Origin of the sequence: Streptomyces sp. NPDC004539 (assembly GCF_040610055.1) — a bacterium.
In the GTDB taxonomy this organism is placed as follows: Bacteria; Actinomycetota; Actinomycetes; order Streptomycetales; family Streptomycetaceae; genus Streptomyces.
In genome coordinates, this window is sequence record NZ_JBEXLS010000002.1 from 252275 (window position 1) to 269325 (window position 17051).

Annotated in this window: 17 protein-coding genes and 1 pseudogene; 7 read left to right on the forward strand and 11 right to left on the reverse strand. The window is 72.7% G+C overall.

Translation table 11 applies throughout. From position 1 onward, the window contains the following. Positions 1 to 58: 58 nt before the first annotated feature. Entirely contained in the window at positions 59 to 496 is a 438-nt protein-coding gene (locus ABZX85_RS04855) for an ATP-binding protein (RefSeq protein ID WP_355863088.1), read from the reverse strand. Positions 497 to 731: 235 nt separating this feature from the next. Between ABZX85_RS04855 and ABZX85_RS04860 the strand changes: the two genes are divergently transcribed. Both ABZX85_RS04860 and ABZX85_RS04865 read left to right on the forward strand, forming a co-directional pair. Next, positions 732 to 1559: an enoyl-CoA hydratase family protein gene (locus tag ABZX85_RS04860; protein ID WP_355862545.1), complete on the forward strand. Its 828-nt coding sequence runs from the start codon at positions 732 to 734 to the stop codon at positions 1557 to 1559. After that, entirely contained in the window at positions 1544 to 3829 is a 2286-nt protein-coding gene (locus tag ABZX85_RS04865; RefSeq protein ID WP_355862546.1) for a bifunctional salicylyl-CoA 5-hydroxylase/oxidoreductase, read from the forward strand. The genes ABZX85_RS04860 and ABZX85_RS04865 overlap by 16 nt, the downstream gene beginning before the upstream one ends. A 76-nt stretch (positions 3830 to 3905) precedes the next feature. Here ABZX85_RS04865 and ABZX85_RS04870 read toward each other — a convergent pair. From ABZX85_RS04870 to ABZX85_RS04885, 4 genes and pseudogenes are all read right to left on the reverse strand, one after another. After that, a pseudogene (locus tag ABZX85_RS04870) lies at positions 3906 to 4379 on the reverse strand (adenylyl-sulfate kinase); the annotation flags it as partial. Then, entirely contained in the window at positions 4376 to 5233 is an 858-nt protein-coding gene (locus ABZX85_RS04875; RefSeq protein WP_355862547.1) for a sulfotransferase, read from the reverse strand. The pseudogene ABZX85_RS04870 and the gene ABZX85_RS04875, both read right to left, overlap by 4 nt. Positions 5234 to 5326: 93 nt before the next feature. Further along, the gene (locus tag ABZX85_RS04880; protein ID WP_355862548.1) at positions 5327 to 6154 is read right to left on the reverse strand and encodes a PaaX family transcriptional regulator C-terminal domain-containing protein; all 828 of its coding nucleotides are present in this window, start codon (positions 6152 to 6154) and stop codon (positions 5327 to 5329) included. Continuing rightward, complete coding sequence (locus ABZX85_RS04885; protein ID WP_355862549.1) at positions 6151 to 7818, reverse strand: AMP-binding protein; 1668 nt, start codon at positions 7816 to 7818, stop codon at positions 6151 to 6153. Before ABZX85_RS04885 ends, ABZX85_RS04880 begins: the two co-directional genes overlap by 4 nt. A gap of 77 nt (positions 7819 to 7895) precedes the next feature. Here ABZX85_RS04885 and ABZX85_RS04890 point away from each other — a divergent pair, with 77 nt between their 5' ends. Together ABZX85_RS04890 and ABZX85_RS04895 are read left to right on the forward strand one after the other, a co-directional pair. Beyond that, positions 7896 to 9212: an acyl-CoA dehydrogenase family protein gene (locus tag ABZX85_RS04890; RefSeq protein ID WP_355862550.1), complete on the forward strand. Its 1317-nt coding sequence runs from the start codon at positions 7896 to 7898 to the stop codon at positions 9210 to 9212. 25 nt (positions 9213 to 9237) lie between these two features. Then, entirely contained in the window at positions 9238 to 9636 is a 399-nt protein-coding gene (locus ABZX85_RS04895; RefSeq protein WP_355862551.1) for a RidA family protein, read from the forward strand. Positions 9637 to 9680: 44 nt separating this feature from the next. Here the strand turns inward: ABZX85_RS04895 and ABZX85_RS04900 are convergent, their stop codons facing one another. After that, entirely contained in the window at positions 9681 to 9854 is a 174-nt protein-coding gene (locus tag ABZX85_RS04900) for a DUF5999 family protein (RefSeq protein ID WP_355862552.1), read from the reverse strand. A gap of 343 nt (positions 9855 to 10197) precedes the next feature. On the opposite strand from ABZX85_RS04900, the gene ABZX85_RS04905 reads away from it, so the two are divergent. After that, positions 10198 to 10629, forward strand: coding sequence for a DUF6299 family protein (locus ABZX85_RS04905; protein WP_355862553.1), 432 nt, complete (start codon positions 10198 to 10200; stop codon positions 10627 to 10629). A 62-nt stretch (positions 10630 to 10691) separates the two neighbouring features. Here ABZX85_RS04905 and ABZX85_RS04910 read toward each other — a convergent pair whose 3' ends face one another. Then, entirely contained in the window at positions 10692 to 11126 is a 435-nt protein-coding gene (locus ABZX85_RS04910; RefSeq protein ID WP_355862554.1) for a MarR family transcriptional regulator, read from the reverse strand. A 57-nt stretch (positions 11127 to 11183) separates the two neighbouring features. On the opposite strand from ABZX85_RS04910, the gene ABZX85_RS04915 reads away from it, so the two are divergent. Beyond that, entirely contained in the window at positions 11184 to 11723 is a 540-nt protein-coding gene (locus ABZX85_RS04915; protein WP_355862555.1) for a DUF6790 family protein, read from the forward strand. Here the strand turns inward: ABZX85_RS04915 and ABZX85_RS04920 are convergent. Both ABZX85_RS04920 and ABZX85_RS04925 read right to left on the reverse strand, forming a co-directional pair. Beyond that, positions 11720 to 13249, reverse strand: a complete 1530-nt coding sequence (locus ABZX85_RS04920; RefSeq protein ID WP_355862556.1) for a UDP-N-acetylglucosamine 1-carboxyvinyltransferase — start codon at positions 13247 to 13249, stop codon at positions 11720 to 11722. The genes ABZX85_RS04915 and ABZX85_RS04920 overlap by 4 nt on opposite strands. A gap of 63 nt (positions 13250 to 13312) precedes the next feature. Next, complete coding sequence (locus ABZX85_RS04925; RefSeq protein WP_355862557.1) at positions 13313 to 14197, reverse strand: virginiamycin B lyase; 885 nt, start codon at positions 14195 to 14197, stop codon at positions 13313 to 13315. A gap of 128 nt (positions 14198 to 14325) precedes the next feature. On the opposite strand from ABZX85_RS04925, the gene ABZX85_RS04930 reads away from it, so the two are divergent. Beyond that, positions 14326 to 15156 carry an NAD(P)H-binding protein gene (locus tag ABZX85_RS04930; protein WP_355862558.1) on the forward strand — a complete coding sequence of 277 codons (831 nt, stop codon included), beginning with the start codon at positions 14326 to 14328 and terminating at the stop codon, positions 15154 to 15156. Here the strand turns inward: ABZX85_RS04930 and ABZX85_RS04935 are convergent. Both ABZX85_RS04935 and ABZX85_RS04940 read right to left on the reverse strand, forming a co-directional pair. Beyond that, the gene (locus ABZX85_RS04935; protein ID WP_355862559.1) at positions 15138 to 16055 is read right to left on the reverse strand and encodes a hypothetical protein; all 918 of its coding nucleotides are present in this window, start codon (positions 16053 to 16055) and stop codon (positions 15138 to 15140) included. The genes ABZX85_RS04930 and ABZX85_RS04935 overlap by 19 nt on opposite strands. Positions 16056 to 16159: 104 nt before the next feature. Then, positions 16160 to 17008, reverse strand: coding sequence for an alpha/beta hydrolase-fold protein (locus tag ABZX85_RS04940; RefSeq protein WP_355862560.1), 849 nt, complete (start codon positions 17006 to 17008; stop codon positions 16160 to 16162). Between the last annotated feature and the right edge of the window lie 43 nt (positions 17009 to 17051).

Here is a 17051-nt window from a genome sequence, read left to right on the forward strand (position 1 = left end):
CCGGCTGGGCCGACGGGCGGATTGGTCGGCTGGGAGTGGGTCGGTGCGCGGCTCCGGGCTACCCCCTCGGGACCACCGTCAGGCGGAACCACACCGCCTTGCCCTTCTCCGTGGGGCGGTGGCCGCAGGAGGAGGAGAGGGAGCGGATCAGGAGGAGGCCGCGGCCGTGTTCCTGCCAGGGGTCGGGGTCGCCGCCCGTGGGGCGGGTCAGTTCGCCGGGGGCGGCCGGGTCCTGGTCGTGCACCTCGACCTGGCAGCCGCTCGGCAGCAGGTGGACGACCAGCTCTATCGGCTCGCTGCCGAGCGTGTGCTCGACCGCGTTCGCCACCAGCTCGGCCGTCAGCAGCTCCGCCGTGTCGCAGTCCGCGCCGTGCTCGACCTCCGCCAGCGCCGTACGGACCAGCGCGCGCGCCACGGGCACGGCGGCGGCGGTGTGCGGCAGCGCGATGCGCCAGGATGCTGAGGCCGGTCGTTCGTGCAAGGCGAGTCCGTTCATGGCGCAGGTTCCCGTGATCGACATCAGGCTGTCCTGCTTTCAACTTTGTGGAATGGTACGACCGCCTCCGGCTCCGGCGCACCAGGGGCGGCTCGCGCGGTTTCACCGGGGGCTTACCCGGGTGAACGGCCCCACCCGTCACACCTATCCCGTTGTTACCGCGTTATTGACGAGCGGTGACACTGCTATATCGCCCTCGTGACGACAGTCACGTACGAGTGATAACTTCGACGGTGTGAGTCCCTTCACCGGAACCGCCGCGCGCACACCCCGTTGGGAACACCTCCGCGTCGACGTCACCGACGCCGTCGCCTCCGTCACGCTCGCCCGGCCGGCGAAGCTGAACGCCCTCACCTTCGGCGCCTACGCCGACCTGCGGGACCTCCTCGCCGAGCTGTCCCGGGAACGGTCCGTGCGGGCGCTCGTGCTGCGCGGGGAGGGGAGGGGCTTCTGCTCCGGCGGCGACGTCGACGAGATCATCGGCGCGACGCTGGACATGGACACCGCCCAGCTCCTCGACTTCAACCGGATGACCGGGCAGGTGGTCCGCGCGGTGCGCGAGGCACCGTTCCCAGTGATCGCCGCCCTCCACGGCGTGGCCGCCGGCGCCGGCGCCGTCCTCGCCCTCGCCGCCGACTTCCGCATCGCCGACCCGACCGCACGCTTCGCGTTCCTCTTCACCAGGGTCGGCCTCTCCGGCGGCGACATGGGCGCCGCCTACCTCCTCCCGCGCGTCGTCGGCCTCGGCCACGCCACCCGCCTGCTCATGCTGGGCGAACCGGTGCCCGCCCCGGAGGCCGAACGCATCGGCCTGCTCAGCCGGTTGACGGAAGAGGACGGCGCCGACGAAGCCGCCCTCGCCCTCGCCCACCGCCTCGCCGCGGGCCCCGCCCTCGCGTACGCCCAGACCAAGGCCCTGCTCACCGCCGAACTGGACATGCCGCTCGCGGCGGCCGTCGAACTCGACGCCTCCACCCAGGCGTTGCTCATGCACGGCGCCGACTACCGCGAGTTCCACGCCGCGTTCACCGGCAAACGCCCGCCGAAATGGCAAGGGCGATGACCGGCGGCCGGACAGCGGTGATCGGCGGCGGCCCCGGCGGCCTCTACACCGCGGCCCTCCTCAAACGCCTCGACCCGGCCCGGGAGATCACCCTCTGGGAACGCAACGCCCCCGACGACACGTTCGGCTTCGGCGTCGTCCTCTCCGACGAGACGCTCGGCGGCATCGAACACGCCGACCCGGCCGTGTACGCCGCCCTGGAGCGGGAGTTCGTCCGCTGGGACGCCATCGAGATCACGCACCGCGGACAGCGCCACGTCTCCCGGGGCCACGGCTTCGCGGCGCTCGGCAGAAGACGCCTCCTGGACATCCTGCACACCCGCTGCCAGGACCTCGGCGTCGACCTCCGCTTCCGCACCGAGGCCCCCTACCCGGCCTGGCTCGCCGAGACGTACGACCTGGTCGTCGCCGCCGACGGCGTGCACAGCCCGACCCGGGAGACCTTCGCCGCCGCGTTCGGCCCCCGCCTCACCCCGCACCGGTGCCGATACATCTGGCTCGCGGCCGACCTCGCGCTCGACGCGTTCCGCTTCGACGTCGCCGAGACCGACGAAGGGGTGGTGCAACTGCACGCGTACCCCTACCTGCGGCCCTCGGGACAGACCCCGGGCGCCTCCACCGTCATCGTCGAGATGCGCGAAGAGGTCTGGCAGACAGGGGAGTTCACCCTCGAACGCTGCGCCGAACTCTTCAAGGACACCCTGCGCGGCCACCCCCTGCGGTCCAACAACTCGACCTGGACGACCTTCCGCACGGTCGTCAACGACCGCTGGTCCAGTGGGAACGTCGTCCTCCTCGGCGACGCCGCGCACACCGCCCACTTCTCCATCGGCTCCGGCACCAAACTCGCCGTCGAGGACGCCCTCGCCCTCGCCGCCTGCCTCGACGAACAGCCGGACCAGGAAAGCGCGTTGGCCGCGTACGAGGCCGAGCGGCGGCCGGTCGTCGAGTCGACCCAGCGGGCCGCCCGCGCCAGCCTGGAGTGGTTCGAGAACCTCGGGCTGTACACCGGACAGCCGCCGCGCCGGTTCGCCTTCAACCTCCTCACCCGCAGCCGCCGCGTCACCCACGACAACCTCCGGCTGCGCGACCCCGGCTTCACGGCCTCCGTGGAAGGGGAGTTCGGCTGCCCGCCCGGCACGCCGCCGATGTTCACGCCGCTGCGGCTGCGCGGGCTGACCCTGCGCAACCGGGTCGTCGTCTCCCCGATGGACATGTACTCCGCGACCGACGGCGTCCCCGGCGACTTCCACCTCGTCCACCTCGGCGCCCGCGCGCTCGGCGGGGCGGGACTCGTGATGACCGAGATGGTGTGCGTCAGCCCCGAGGGCCGGATCACCCCCGGCTGCACAGGACTCTACGACGACCGGCAGGCAGCCGCCTGGCGCCGGATCACCGACTTCGTCCACACCCGCGCCCCCGGCACGGCGATCGGCGTCCAGCTCGGACACTCCGGCCGCAAGGGCTCGACCCGGCTCATGTGGGAGGGCATCGACGAACCCCTCCCCACCGGCAACTGGCCCCTCGCCGCCGCCTCCCCCCTCCCGTACCGCCCCGGCAGCCAGCTCCCCCGCGAACTCACCCACTCCCAACTCGCGGAGATACGCGCCCAGTTCACCGCCGCCACCCACCGGGCCGCCCGCGCCGGGTTCGACCTCCTCGAACTCCACTGCGCCCACGGCTACCTCCTCTCCGGCTTCCTCTCCCCCCTCACCAACCACCGCACCGACGCCTACGGCGGCCCCCTCGCCCACCGCCTCCGCTTCCCCCTCGAAGTCCTCGACGCGGTCCGCGCGGCCTGGCCCGCCCACCTCCCCCTGACCGTCCGCATCTCCGCCACCGACTGGGCGCCCGGCGGCACGACCTCCGACGACGCCGTCGAGATCGCCCGCGCCCTCACCGCGCACGGCGCCGACGCGATCGACGTCTCCACCGGCCAGGTCGTCCCCGACGAACACCCCGACCTCGGCCGCTCCTACCAGACCCCGTACGCCGACCGCATCCGCAACGAACTCGGCGTCCCCGTCATCGCCGTCGGCGCGATCTCCTCCTGGGACGACGTCAACTCCCTGATCCTCGCGGGCCGCACCGACCTCTGCGCCCTCGGCCGCCCCCACCTCCACGACCCCCACTGGACGTTGCACGCCGCCGCCGAACAGGGCTACGAGGGGCCGGGCGTGGTGTGGGTCCCGCAGTACCGGGCGGGCAGCAGACCGCCGAGAACGGGACGGACGGACGCGCCGAAACCCCGGCTGGAACTCAGGAGTTGAGGCCGGGGGCGATGGAGGCGGGAGGCGTGGGAGGCACAAGAGGTCCACGAGGGGCGCGAGTCACCCTCGGGCACACCAACTCCCGCTCCAGCAGCGCCGCGTACACCGCGTCCGCGGACTCCCACGGCAACTGCTCCCGGGTCCGCACGATCAACTCCGGTGCCACCGGCACCTCGTAGACACCGCCGGCCGGCTCGCCGGGCGTCGCGACGTGCACCTCCAGAAAGGCCGTCCCGCTCATCTCGTGCCGCGTCCGCACCACCGCCCGGCACTCCCGGCACGGGGAGACGGCCGTCACCAGCGCCAACACGCCGTTGCGGGCGAGGACTTCGGCGGTCAACCCGAGGCACCGCACCTCCGAACGCTGGACCTCGGAACGCCGCACCCCACCCCTCCGCACCCCCACACCCCGCCCCCCTACCTCGCCGTCCAGCACCGCCGTACGATGCCCGCTCGCCCCCAGCCGCTCCGCGAGCAGGCCGGCCAGCGTCGACTTCCCGGACCCGGGCAGCCCCGTGAGCCAGACGGTGGCGCCCCGGTGCCGGGTCACGAGGTGTAGCCCCAGGAGTCGCAGTAGGGGAGCAGCGCGGGGTGGACCTCGCCGGAGCCGGGGAGGGCCCGGCCCGGCTGGACCGTGCCGGTGCGGATGTTGGCCCGCCAGTCCCCGAGCCCCCGCTTCAGCTCGGGGTCGCCCTTCCTGCCGTAGTCGACCATGCCGGGCTCGTAGTCGAGGCCCAGGAACCGGCAGAGCCGGCGCAGCTCCCGGCCCGGGTCCGCGGTGATGTCCTCGTACCGCACGGTGCACGCGTCGTCCAGGGTCTCCCGCGCCCGGTCCACCGCCTCGACATGCCGCAACACGTCCGTGACGGCCTTCTCGTACGGCCGTTTCGCGGGGTCGCTCTCGTGCCAGGACCGGGCGATCGACTCGGGGTGGCGCAGCAGGACGAGGAAGCGGGCGTCCGGCCAGGAGTCCCGGATGCGCTCGTGGCAGAACACGTTCCCCGGGGTCTTCTCGACGATGAAGTCCTTGCCGGAGCGCACGAGTTCACGGTGCAGCACCCGGTCCCACAACAGGTGCTCCAGATCCCCGCGTTCGAGCCCGAGGTTCTGCATCGCGTACTCCGAGACACTGCTGCCGTACCCCACCTCCAGCCGGGAGATGTGCAGTTCGTGCGGCGCGCGCAGCCGCGAGTGCGTGTCCAGCATCATCCGCAGCAGCGTCGACCCCGAGCGGATCGAGGAGATCACGAACACCGGGCGCCGCAGCAGCCGGTCCTCCGCGGCCGGCTCGTGGTAGACGGGAGCGGCCGGCGGGGGCGGTGGGGCGGACGGCCGGGGCGCCTTGCGGACCTGGAGTCCGGTGGTGGCGGCCAGCGCCCGGTTCAGGCTGCGCTTGAGGCTCATGGGCCGCAGGCTAGGTAAGGAGTCTGAGAGAAACGGTCAAGAACCCTGAGGATTCCCTGAGCGCCGCCCGGCGTACGGGACTTCACATGAAGTTCACGCCGCACCCGGCCCGGCCAGCACGAACCGCCCGCCCGCGTCCCGCAGCCGCGCGTGCAGCTCCCGGAAGACCTCCGCCGACCGCACCCCCGGCCAGTCCGCCGGCAACAGCCGCGCGGGCAGCCCCGGATCGGCGTACGGCAGCCGCCGCCAGGTGTCCAGCGCGAGCAGATAGTCCCGGTACGCCTCCTGCGGCGGAGTCTCCGCCCGTTCCCGCCACGCGCGCAGCACCGGCCCGTGCGCGTCGAGGAACGCCTCGTGCTCCTTGGCGATCGCCGCCAGGTCCCACCACCGCGACACCGCCTCGACCGTCGCCGTGAACCCCAGATGCTCGCCCCGGAACAGGTCGACGTACGGCCCGAGTCCGAGCCGCTCCAGCGTGCGGTGGGCCTCGTCGTGCAGCCGGGCGGGCGCGATCCACACCCCGGGCGCGGCGGTCCCGAAGCCGAGCCCGGCCAGCCGGGACCGCAGGACGTGCCGCTTCTGCCGCTCCGACTCCGGCACCGAGAACACCGCGAGCACCCACCCCTCGTCGCCCGGGGGCTCGGAGGTGTAGATCCTGCGGTCGCCGTCCTCCATCAACTGCCGGGCCTGCGCCGACAGTTCGTACCCCGCCGCGCCGCGCTCGGTGCGCGCGGGCAGCAGCAGCCCACGGCGTTTGAGCCGGGAGACCGAGGACCGCACGGAGGGCGCGTCGACCCCCACCGCGGCGAGCAGCCGGATCAGCTCCGCGACGGGCACCGGGCCCGGCGCGAAGCGGCCGTAGGCGCCGTAGAGCGTGACGATCAGGGACCGTGGTGCATGCTGGTCGGACACGTTGATCATCTTAGGTCGTCGGCATCAGTGCTGGTCACCTCCGGTGTCCCGTTCTTTTCCGGCACGGGTGACGGCCCGGGGGACGGTGCGGGTGACGCGGCGGCGCGCAACCGGAACCGCTGGAGTTTCCCGGTCGCCGTACGCGGCAGCGCGGCCGGGAAGTGGATCTCCCTGGGGCACTTGTACGGCGCCAGCTCATCCTTCACGAACGCGCGCAGCGCCGCCACGTCCCGCCGGGCCCCCTCGCGCAGCACCGCGTACGCCACGACGACCTGCCCGCGCTCCTCGTCCGGCCGCCCCACCACCGCCGCCTCCAGCACGTCCGGATGGCGCAGCAGCGCCTCCTCCACCTCCGGGCCCGCGATGTTGTACCCGGCGGAGACGATCATGTCGTCGGCGCGCGCGACGTACCTGAAGTACCCGTCGTCCTCCCGGACATAGGTGTCCCCGGTGATGTTCCAGCCGCCCCGCACGTACTCCGACTGCCGGGGGTCGCCGAGATACCGGCAGCCGACCGGACCGCGTACGGCGAGCAGCCCCGGCTCCCCGTCGGCGACCGGCTTCCCCTCGCCGTCCTGGACCCGCGCCTCCCAGCCCGGCACGGCGACTCCCGTGGTTCCGGGGCGGATCAGCCCGTCGGCCGCGGAGATGAAGATGTGCAGCAGCTCGGTCGCGCCGATGCCGTTGATGATCCGCAGCCCCGTCCGCGCGTGCCAGGCCCGCCAGATCGCCTCCGGCAGGTTCTCCCCGGCCGACACGCAGCGCCGCAGCGACGACACGGCGTCGACGCCGGGGTCCGCGAGCATCGCGCGGTAGGCGGTCGGCGCGGTGAACAGCACCGACACCCGGTGCTCCGGCACCGCCGCCAACAGGGCCGCCGGGCCCGCCTGTTCGAGGAGGAGGGCGCTCGCGCCGGCCCGCAGCGGGAAGACGACGAGCCCGCCGAGCCCGAACGTGAACCCGAGCGGCGGGCTCCCCGCGAACACGTCGTCCGGCGTCGGCCGCAGGACGTGCCGGGCGAAGGTGTCCGCGATCGCCAGCACGTCCCGGTGGAAGTGCGCGCACCCCTTCGGCCGGCCGGTGGTCCCCGAGGTGAACGCGATCAGCGCGACGTCGTCGGCCGCCGTGTCGACCGCCGGGTAAGGCCCTTGCGGCGCGGGCCTGTTGAGGAGGTCGTCCGGTCCGTCCCCGCCGTACGCGGTGATCTTCAGGCCCGGCACCGCCGCCTTCACCAGGTCGTCCAGCGAGCGCGCGTCGCACAGCGCGTGGCTCACCCGGGCGATCTCGCACACCGTCGCCAGCTCGTGGGCGCGCTGCTGGGCGAGGACGGTGACGGCGATCCCGCCCGCCTTCAGCACCGCCAGCCAACAGGCCGCCAGCCAGGGGGTGGTGGGGCCGCGCAGCAGGACGCGGTTGCCGGGGACGACGCCCAGCTCGCCGGTGAGGAGATGGGCGATCCGGTCGACGCGGGCCCGGAGTTCGGCGTACGACCAGGTCGTGGCCGGGGTGCGGAACGCGGGGCGGTCGGGCGGCTGGCCGGTGAGCAGTTCCGTGGCGCAGTTCAGACGGGGCGGATAGGCCAACTCCGGCAGATCGAAACGGAGTTCTGGCCAGGCGCCGGGCGGCGGGAGATGGTCGCGCGCGAAGGTGTCGACGTGGGCCGAGAGCTGCAAGGTGGCTCGCCCCCTTGTCGGTTCGGGGTCGTGCGTCGAGCGTAACGTGTTGGTGACGGCGGTCAAGGGAGCGCGATATGGTCGTTGTCGAGGGGGTGTGCGCCATGGCGCGTTCCGCGTTGCGAACACTGGCCGCCGAACGGTTGCGTCCGCTCGCCGAGAAGGGCGAACCGGGCAGGGTCAACCGTCCTCTGGTCGCCGAACTCGGTCAACAGGGCCTGCTGGACCGGCTCTTCACCTCGGGCGCGGTCGAACTCTGCGAGCTGCGCGAGGCGTTGGCCTACACCTGCACCGAGGCCGAGACCGCCCTCGCCCTCCAGGGCCTCGGCGCGTATCCCGTCCACGGGTACGGGAGCCCGGCCCAGCGGGAGCGGTGGCTCCCCGGGGTGCGCGCGGGCCGCACGATCACCGCGTTCGCACTGAGCGAGCCGGGGGCGGGGTCGGACGCGGCGGCACTGGAGCTGGCCGCCGAGCCGGAGGGGGGTGGAGCGGGTGATGTGGAGGGTGGTGGTGCGGGTGAGGGGGCCGGTGTCGGCGGCCGTCGCGGCGATGCTGGTGGAGGTGGCATCGGTGTCGGCGTCGGCATCGGCATCGGCGTCGGCGGAGAAGCCGGTGCGCGTGCCGTAGCCGGTGGTGAGCGGGGCGGCTGGCGGCTCGTGGGGGAGAAGTGCTGGATCTCCAACGCCCCCGAGGCCGACCTCTACACCGTCTTCGCCCGCACCGGCAGCCCCGGCGCCCGCGGCATCACCGCGTTCCTCGTCCCCGCCGACCGCCCCGGACTCGGCGGCCGGCCCCTCGACATGCTCTCCCCGCACCCCATCGGCACGCTCACCTTCGACGGCGTCCCCGTCGGTCCGGACGACGTCCTCGGCGAGGTCGGCCGGGGCTTCCGCGTCGCGATGGGCACCCTCGACCGGTTCCGCCCCAGCGTCGGCGCGTTCGCCGTCGGCATGGCCCAGGCCGCCCTGGACGCCACCCTCGACTGGACCTCCCGCCGCGACGCCTTCGGCGGCAAACTCCGCGACCTCCAGGCCGTCGCCCACCAGGTCGCCGAGATGGCCCTGCGCGTCGAGGCGGCCCGCCTCATGGTCCACGCGGCGGCCACCGCGTACGACGCCGGCGGGCCCGGCGTCCCCGGGCGCGTGGCGATGGCCAAGCTGTTCGCGACGGAGGCCGCGCAGTACGTCGTCGACCGGGCCGTCCAACTGCACGGGGCGCGGGCGCTGGAGCGGGGGCATCCGCTGGAGCACCTGTACCGGGAGGTGCGGGCACCGCGGATCTACGAGGGGGCCAGCGAGGTGCAACGGGGCATCATCGCGCGGGAGTTGTACGCGGAACGGGACAGGGAGCGCGGGGCGCAGGGGGACGGCGCCGGGGAGGGCCGTACGGGATGAGCGCCGAACGAGAGGGACGTACCGGATGAGTACCGAACGCCTCAACCCCGCCGGCCTCGCACCCCCCTCCGGCTTCTCCCACGCCGTCGTCGCCACCGGCAGCCGCCTCGTCTTCCTCGCCGGGCAGACCGCGCTCGACGCGGACGGGAAGGTCGTGGGGGAGTCGCTGGCCGAGCAGTTCGAGAGGGCACTCGGCAATCTGCTGGCCGCGCTGGCGGCGGCCGGCGGCCGTCCGGCCGACCTCGCACGGGTCACGGCGTACGTCACCGACGTCCCCGCCTACCGCGCCGCCGCACCCGAACTGGGCCGGATCTGGCGGGACTTGGCGGGCCGGGACTACCCGGCGATGGCGGTCGTCGGGATCGTACGGCTGTGGGACGAGTCGGCGCTGGTGGAACTGGACGGGTTCGCGGTACTGGACTGAACCTGCCTGGACTGAACTCTGTCTGGGCTGGACCCGCAGTCCGCTCAGGCCGCGACCAAGCGGCCGGCCGGTGTGATCACCCGGCCGTCGGGGAGCAGTTCGCCGCAGTCGTCGAAGACGATCGTGCCGTCGCACAGCAGGGTCCAGCCCTGTTCCGGGTGGGCGGCGACGACGTGCGCGGGGCCCTCGGCGGTCTCGGGAACGGAGTGGGAACACATGGCGCACCTCCATGACGGGGGAAGCGGCCCGAGCGGACCGTCCCGCATACACAGACCATGCTCCCGTCACGAACTCACCGGAACGCCTTCCCCGCAAGCGTGACAACACCAGGACAACTCCGGGACGGTTCACCGAAGCTCGCGACCGGACGGTGGACACCCGGTGACACGGCGTACCCGGCCCGGCCCAGCCCAGCCCGGCCCCGTACCCCGTGCCGCCGTACGGTCGTATCCGCATCGGCCGATGGCATGGACTCGCCCCCCGACCGGCGGCACACGCCACGAACCGGGGCGCGCGCCCCGGTATCGCTGGTGGGGAACACCCCGAACCAGGAGGCACCCCATGTCCTTGACGTTCTCCCGCTCCGCACTCGGCGTGGCCGCCGGCGCCGCGCTGCTCCTGCTGCCCGCCCCGCTTGCGCAGGCCGACCCCTACGAGACCGTGACCGTCGACCCGGTGGCCCGGCTCGCCGCCGACGGCACCGTCACCCTCTCCGGCACCTACCGCTGCCTCGGCGGCGCGGGCCCCGTCTTCGTCAGTACCTCCGTCGCCCAGGGCGCCGGAGACCTCCGGCACGGCATCGGCGGCACCACCGCGGTCTGCGACGGCGCCGACCACACCTGGACCAACACCGGCAGACCGTCCCCGTCCTCCCTCACCCCCGGCGGGGCGAGAGTCGAGGCGACCCTGATGGAACTCGCCCCGGAGGGGGGCCTGCCGCTGCCGAGGTTCCACGCCCGCGAGACGGGCGAGGTGCTCCTGACGGAGGGCTGACCGGCCCGGCCGACTGCGGTGGCGCCAGAACCCCCCCGTGGGCGCCACCGCGGGCCGCCGGATCAGGGACGCGGCTCCCGCGCCGCTTCGAGGATCTCCGCCAGCCGGAGCGTGTCGGCGAGGTACCGGTCGTACGGGAACCCCTCCGTCAGCAGGCCCTGCCGCAGGAGTTCCGCGAGCGGCTTCCCGTTCGCGTGGTACGCCGCGCGCCCCGCGTCCGTCAGCTCCACCAGCCGGCGCCGCGCGTGTTCGGGGTCGCGCGTGACCCGGACCAGCCCGTCCTGCTCCAGTGGCCGCAGCGCCCGGCTGATCGCGGGGTCGGAGACGCCCAGCGCCTGGGCGAGCCGGTGCTGGGTGGCCGGTTCGATGTCCTCCAGCGCGCCGAGCAGCCGGATGCGGCTGTAGGAGAGTTCGCCGTCCTGGCCGGTGTGCCGGCGCGCGGCGTCCCCGAGCAGGGAGACCACCCGGTGCAGCAGGTCTGAGAGTCCGTCGTCCATCGGGCCAGCGTATCTCAATGTTGCGTAGTTAATATTAACCATGCAGCACTCAAGGGCATGGACACCCTCTCGTACGTCGCACAGTCCGCGTTCCCCATGACCTGGCTGCTCGTCGCGGTCGTCGGAGCGCTGATCCGCACCCGCCGCAGCACCTCCCGCGCGCAGGCACTGGAGACCTGGCAGCGCTGGTGGGCCGCCGTCGCACTCGGCTGCGGAAGCCTCTGGATGACGATCTCGTTCCTCGCGATCCCGGACACGATGGCCACGGCCATCGGCTTCGCCCGCACCCCCTTCGAGTTCGAGATCGCCTTCGCGAACCTCGGCCTCGCCGTCATGGGCCTGCGCGCCGCCTCCCCCGCCGCCTCCCCCCGCGAACGCCTCACCATCGGCCTCGCCGCCGGCATGTTCCTCTGGGGCGCGATCGCCGGCCACCTCTACCAGTGGTTCGCCCACGGCGACCACGCCCCCGGCAACACCGGCGGCGTCCTCGCCTACGACCTGCTCATCCCGGCGGTCGTGATCATCCTGGCCCGCCGCTCGGGACGGCTGACCGCCGCCACGAACCCCGTGACGGCGGCGGTCCCTCTCGGCGCCTAGATGTCCCGGAAGATCTCGATCTGCGCCCCGATCGAGTTGAGGCGCTCCGCGAGGTCCTCGTACCCCCGGTTGATGACGTACACGTTCCGCAGGACGGACGTCCCGTCGGCGGCCATCATCGCGAGGAGGACGACGACGGCGGGGCGCAGGGCGGGCGGGCACATCATCTCGGCGGCGCGCCAGCGGGTGGGGCCTTCGACCAGCACCCGGTGGGGGTCGAGGAGTTGGAGGCGACCGCCGAGGCGGTTGAGGTCCGTCAGGTAGATCGCGCGGTTGTCGTAGACCCAGTCGTGGATGAGGGTCTGGCCCTGGGCGACGGCCGCGATGGCGGCGAAGAAGGGGACGTTGTCGATGTTGAGGCCGGGGAACGGCATGGGGTGGATCTTGTCGATCGGCGCCTCCAGCTTGGAGGGCCGGACCGTCAGGTCGACGAGGCGGGTACGGCCGTTGTCGGCGACGTACTCGGGCGTACGGTCGTGGTCGAGCCCCATCTCCTCCAGGACCGCCAGCTCGATCTCCAGGAACTCGATCGGCACCCGGCGCACGGTCAGTTCGGACTCGGTGACGACGGCGGCGGCCAGCAGGCTCATCGCCTCTACCGGGTCCTCGGAGGGCGAGTAGTCGACGTCGACATCGATGTCCCGCACGCCGTGCACGGTCAGGGTCGTCGTACCGATGCCCTCGACCTTGACGCCGAGGGCCTCCAGGAAGAAGCAGAGGTCCTGGACCATGTAGTTGGACGACGCGTTGCGGATGACGGTGACCCCGCCGTGCCGGGCGGCGGCCAGCAGCGCGTTCTCGGTGACCGTGTCCCCGCGCTCGGTCAGCACGATCGGCCGGTCCGGGCGGACCGTCGGGTCGACGACCGCGTGGTACTGCCCCTCGGTCGCCGCGATGTCCAGGCCGAACCGGCGCAGGGCGATCATGTGCGGCTCGATCGTGCGGGTTCCGAGGTCGCAGCCGCCCGCGTACGGCAGCTTGAAGCGGTGCACCTCGTGCAGCAGCGGGCCGAGGAACATGATGATCGAGCGGGTGCGGACGGCGGCCTCCGCGTCGATCGCCGCGAGGTCCAGTTCGGCCGGGGGGACGAGTTCGAGGTCGACGCCGTCGTTGATCCAGCGGGTGCGGACGCCGATCGACTGGAGGACCTCCAGGAGGCGGTACACCTCCTCGATCCGGGCGACGCGGCGCAGGACCGTACGGCCCCGGTTGAGGAGCGAGGCGCACAGCAGCGCCACGCACGCGTTCTTGCTCGTCTTGACGTCGATCGCGCCGGAGAGCCGGCGTCCGCCGACGACCCTCAGGTGCATCGGGCCCGCGTATCCGAGCGACACGATCTCGCTGTCGAGCGCCTCACCGATCCGGGCGATCATCTCAAGGCTGATGTTCTGGTTGCCCCGCTCGATACGGTTGACAGCGCTCTGACTTGTGCCGAGCGCTTCCGCCAGTTGGCTCTGTGTCCAGCCACGGTGCTGACGGGCGTCACGGATGAGCTTGCCGATGCGTACGAGGTAATCGTCTGCCATGGGGCTGAGGTTATCTCAGATATGAGATGGCGCCCGCTGGGAGGGCCGTTCGGGTGAACGGGGTCACCCGGCGAGCCGAGCGATCGTGCCGGTCTCCAGAGCCGTCCAGAGCGTGCCGTCGGGGCCGAGGGCGATGCCGTGGGGTTCGGAACCGGGGGTGGGGAGGGGGAACGTGGTGATCTCGCCGGCCGGGGTGATCCGGCCGACGCGGTTCGCCGCCCATTCCGTGAACCAGCAGGCGCCGTCGGGGCCGAGGGTGATGGCGTGGGGGCGGGCGGTCCGGTCGGGGAGGGGGTACTCGGTGACCGCCCCGGCGGGGGTGATGCGGCCGATCTGCCCCGCGCCGATCTCCACGAACCACAGCGCCCCGTCCCCGCCGGCCGTGATGCCGACCGGCGCCGCGTCGGGCGTCGGCAGGGGATGGACGGTCACCTCACCGTCGTACGTGACGGCGCCGATCGCGTTCGCCCGGTTCATGGTGAACCAGAGGCGGTCGTCCGGGCCGGTGGTGATGGCGGAGGGGAAGGCGTCGGGGAGCGGGAGGGGGTGTTCGGTCGTACGGCCGTCGGGGGCGATGCGGGCGATCCGGCCGGCGTTCGCCTCCGTGCACCACAGGGCGCCGTCCGCGCCGGTGACGATGCCGAAGGGGCCCGCGTCCGGGGTGGGGAGGGCGTGGGAGGTGACCTCGCCGTCCGTCGTGACGCGGCCGACGCGGTGTCCCCGGAACTCGGTGAACCACAGGGCGCCGTCCGGGCCCGGCGTGATGACCGTCGGGCCGGTGCCGGGGGTGTCGAGGGGGTACTCGGTGACCTCGCCGTCCGTCGTGATCCGGCCGACGCGCCCGCTGTGGACCATCGTGAACCACAGGGCCCCGTCCGGTCCGAGGGTGATGCCGTAGGGGCCCGACTCGGGGGTGGGGACCGGGAATTCGGTGATGTGGAGGGGCATGGACGGTGATGGTAGGCGCCCGTCACGGGCCCGCGCCCCGGATTATCCGCCCACGTCAACCACCCTTGACCTCAAGCCCGGTTGAGTTCCTAGCGTGCGGATCACCGACGGACCAGGGAGATACGACGATGATCCTCGTGACCGGCGCGACCGGCAACATCGGACGGGCGCTGCTGGCGGAGCTGCGGGGCAGACCCGTGCGGGCGCTCACCCGGGACGCCTCTCGCGCCGGGCTCCCGGAAGCGGTGGAGGGCGACCTCACGCGGCCCGCGAGCCTCGACTCCGCGCTGGACGGGGTGCGTTCGCTGTTCCTCCTGCAAGGGACCGGCGCCGAGGAGGAGGTCATCTCGCGCGCACGCCGGGCCGGCGTCGACAGCGTCGTCCTCGTCTCCTCCCTCACCGTCGAGACCCACCCGCACCTGCCCGCCGCGCGGCGCAACCTCGCCGTCGAACAGGCCCTGCGGGACAGCGGGTTGGGGTGGACGGTGCTGCGGCCGACGCAGTTCGCGTCCAACACGCTCTGGTGGGCGCCGGCGATCCGGGAGCGGGGGGAGGTGCGGGCGGCGTACGTCGATGTCGGACTGCCGGCGATCCATCCGGCGGACATCGCGGCGGTCGCCCGTCACGTGCTGACCTCTCCCGCCGCCCACCACGGCCGGACGTACGCCCTCACCGGACCCGCCGTCGTCACCGTCCGCGAGCAGGTCGCCTCTCTCGCCGAGGCGTTGGGCCGCGACCTGACCCTCACCGAACTCACCCGCGAGCAGGCCCGCGCCGACATGACGTCCTTCATGGACCCCGGGACGGCGGACGCGATCCTCGATCTGACGGGGGGTGACGTGAACGAGGGGCTGCTCAGGGTGCGGGGCACGGTCACGGAGGTCACCGGGCGCGCCGGGCGGACGTTCCGGGAATGGGCGGTGGGGAACGCGGGGGCTTTTCAATTCCTCGGTTCGTAGGTCGGGCGGTTCCATTCGTCCCAGACGATGTTCTCGGCGCCGGTGTCGCGGAGTGTCACGCCCTCCGAAATGTAATGCGTGCCATAAGCGTGACGGGGGGCCGCCGCGGTCACCTGGAAGGTGTCGCTGATCGCTTTTCCGCCGGAGTCCCAGACCGCCGGGATTTTCACGTGGTACGTCTTTCCGCCGGACGAGATGACGAGATGGGCCCGGAATGCGCAGGAGCGGGTCTTCACGAAGAAGCGGATCACGAATTCCCGTTGGTCTCCCTGGTCCAGGGCGATCTGTCCCCTCATGGGCGCGCCCGGGAGTTCGTCCCTTCCGAGATCCCGGGTGACCGGGCGGGTGGCCTCGATGTTCAGGGCCATGTCCTTGGGGACCGCTTCCGCGCCGCCGTCGCCGGTGCCCGGTGGCTGGAGGAGGGTTCCGGTCAAGGGGGCGGCGCAATGCAGGTCGGAGATTCCTACGCCCTGGACGAGGGTCGTCTTCTCGTGTTCGGCCAGGACGTTGACGGCCACTCCGGTCGAATTCAGGGGGGTCCAATGGGCGTTGAGCCAGCCCTCTGAGGGTTTCGCGGGGTCGAACGAATTCACGTCGAACGGGGTTCGGTCGTATCGACGCTCGTGGTCCGTTTCGCCGACCCACCATCCGGGGCCGTCGTACGACACTCCGGCCGAGACCTTCACCGGTTCTCCCGCCGCGACGGCGTTCTTCTCGTCCGCCTCCTTCCGGTTCCTGTCGTTCTCCTGGAGCACCGGGATCAGGGCCACGAGGCTGACGACGAGTGCGGGGACGCCCAGCCAGAGGGTGATCCGAGTCGATGTCCGGTGGCTCGCGCGGGCGACCTCGTTCGCCTCCCGCGCGTGGCGGTCGGGGTCGGCGGGGGGCTGCGTGGACATGGGCGTCGGTCCTTCGCGATCGGCGGGGCTCGCCCGTACAGGGTCGTCGGCGGGGGAGCCCGGCCGGGGGCGTTCGCGAGGGGACGACCCGATCGGATGACGGGTCAGAGGCTGGCGTCCCGCCACAGCCAGCGCAGGGCGTCGGGGAGGAGGACGCCGGCGTGGTTGGGGGTGTGGCCGCCGTCGCCCAGGACGAGGCGGACGTCGTAGCCGGCCTCGGCGAGCGCGGCGGTGACACGGAGGTTGTGGGCCAGCCAGTTCGCGTGGGGGCTGTTCCAGCCCAGGTCCCGGTGGCCCGCCTGGAGGAAGACGCGGAGGGGTTTGCGCGGGGTGCCGGGGATGAGGTCGGGGTACGGGTCGCCGCCGGGGATCTGCGGGAAGCTGGAGAGGAAGCCGACGACCCGGCGGAACCTGTCCGGGCGCTGCCAGGCCACCGTGAACGCGCAGTTGCCGCCGCTGCTGCCGCCGCAGATCCCCCAGCGTTCGGGGTCGTCGCTGATCAGGTGGCGGGCCGTGACCTGGGGGACGATCTCGGTGAGCAGGAAGGTGGCGTAGCGGTCGTCGAAGGCGTCGTACTCGGTGTTGCGGTTCTTGGGGTGCTCGCCGTCCGGGAAGACGCCGGGGTCCACGAAGACGCCGATGGTGGCGGGGAGGTCGCCGTGGTGGACGAGGTTGTCCAGGACGGTCGCGCCGCGGATCTCGCCGGCGGGGTCGAGGTACCACCAGCCGTCCTGGAAGACCAGCAGGGAGGCCGGGCGCGCGGGGTCGTGGCCGGCCGGGACGTGGACCCAGAACTTCCGGGTGGTGCCCGGGTAGACCGTGCTGCCGGTCCACTCGAACTCGGTGGTCGTGCCGGTGGGGACGTCCGGGTGGGGGGTGGAGTCGGGGCCGTGGGTGTAGCGGATGTCTGTCTGGTCGACCGGGAGGGGGTGGAAGGGGATCTCGGTCGTCATGGGGAGGACTCCAGGGGGCTGTTCGGCCGGTGCAAGCGGTTTG

What these genes read in the sequence shown, in the direction of transcription:
- ABZX85_RS04930 (WP_355862558.1), top strand. Translation starts at nt 14,326, where the DNA reads ATGATCCTCGTGACCGGCGCGACCGGCAACATCGGACGGGCGCTGCTG.
- ABZX85_RS04855 (WP_355863088.1), bottom strand. Translation starts at nt 496, where the DNA reads ATGAACGGACTCGCCTTGCACGAACGACCGGCCTCAGCATCCTGGCGC.
- ABZX85_RS04890 (WP_355862550.1), top strand. Translation starts at nt 7,896, where the DNA reads ATGGTCGTTGTCGAGGGGGTGTGCGCCATGGCGCGTTCCGCGTTGCGA.
- ABZX85_RS04920 (WP_355862556.1), bottom strand. Translation starts at nt 13,249, where the DNA reads ATGGCAGACGATTACCTCGTACGCATCGGCAAGCTCATCCGTGACGCC.
- ABZX85_RS04875 (WP_355862547.1), bottom strand. Translation starts at nt 5,233, where the DNA reads ATGAGCCTCAAGCGCAGCCTGAACCGGGCGCTGGCCGCCACCACCGGA.
- ABZX85_RS04925 (WP_355862557.1), bottom strand. Translation starts at nt 14,197, where the DNA reads ATGCCCCTCCACATCACCGAATTCCCGGTCCCCACCCCCGAGTCGGGC.
- ABZX85_RS04895 (WP_355862551.1), top strand. Translation starts at nt 9,238, where the DNA reads ATGAGTACCGAACGCCTCAACCCCGCCGGCCTCGCACCCCCCTCCGGC.
- ABZX85_RS04910 (WP_355862554.1), bottom strand. Translation starts at nt 11,126, where the DNA reads ATGGACGACGGACTCTCAGACCTGCTGCACCGGGTGGTCTCCCTGCTC.
- ABZX85_RS04915 (WP_355862555.1), top strand. Translation starts at nt 11,184, where the DNA reads ATGGACACCCTCTCGTACGTCGCACAGTCCGCGTTCCCCATGACCTGG.
- ABZX85_RS04900 (WP_355862552.1), bottom strand. Translation starts at nt 9,854, where the DNA reads ATGTGTTCCCACTCCGTTCCCGAGACCGCCGAGGGCCCCGCGCACGTC.
- ABZX85_RS04905 (WP_355862553.1), top strand. Translation starts at nt 10,198, where the DNA reads ATGTCCTTGACGTTCTCCCGCTCCGCACTCGGCGTGGCCGCCGGCGCC.
- ABZX85_RS04880 (WP_355862548.1), bottom strand. Translation starts at nt 6,154, where the DNA reads ATGATCAACGTGTCCGACCAGCATGCACCACGGTCCCTGATCGTCACG.
- ABZX85_RS04935 (WP_355862559.1), bottom strand. Translation starts at nt 16,055, where the DNA reads ATGTCCACGCAGCCCCCCGCCGACCCCGACCGCCACGCGCGGGAGGCG.
- ABZX85_RS04940 (WP_355862560.1), bottom strand. Translation starts at nt 17,008, where the DNA reads ATGACGACCGAGATCCCCTTCCACCCCCTCCCGGTCGACCAGACAGAC.
- ABZX85_RS04865 (WP_355862546.1), top strand. Translation starts at nt 1,544, where the DNA reads ATGGCAAGGGCGATGACCGGCGGCCGGACAGCGGTGATCGGCGGCGGC.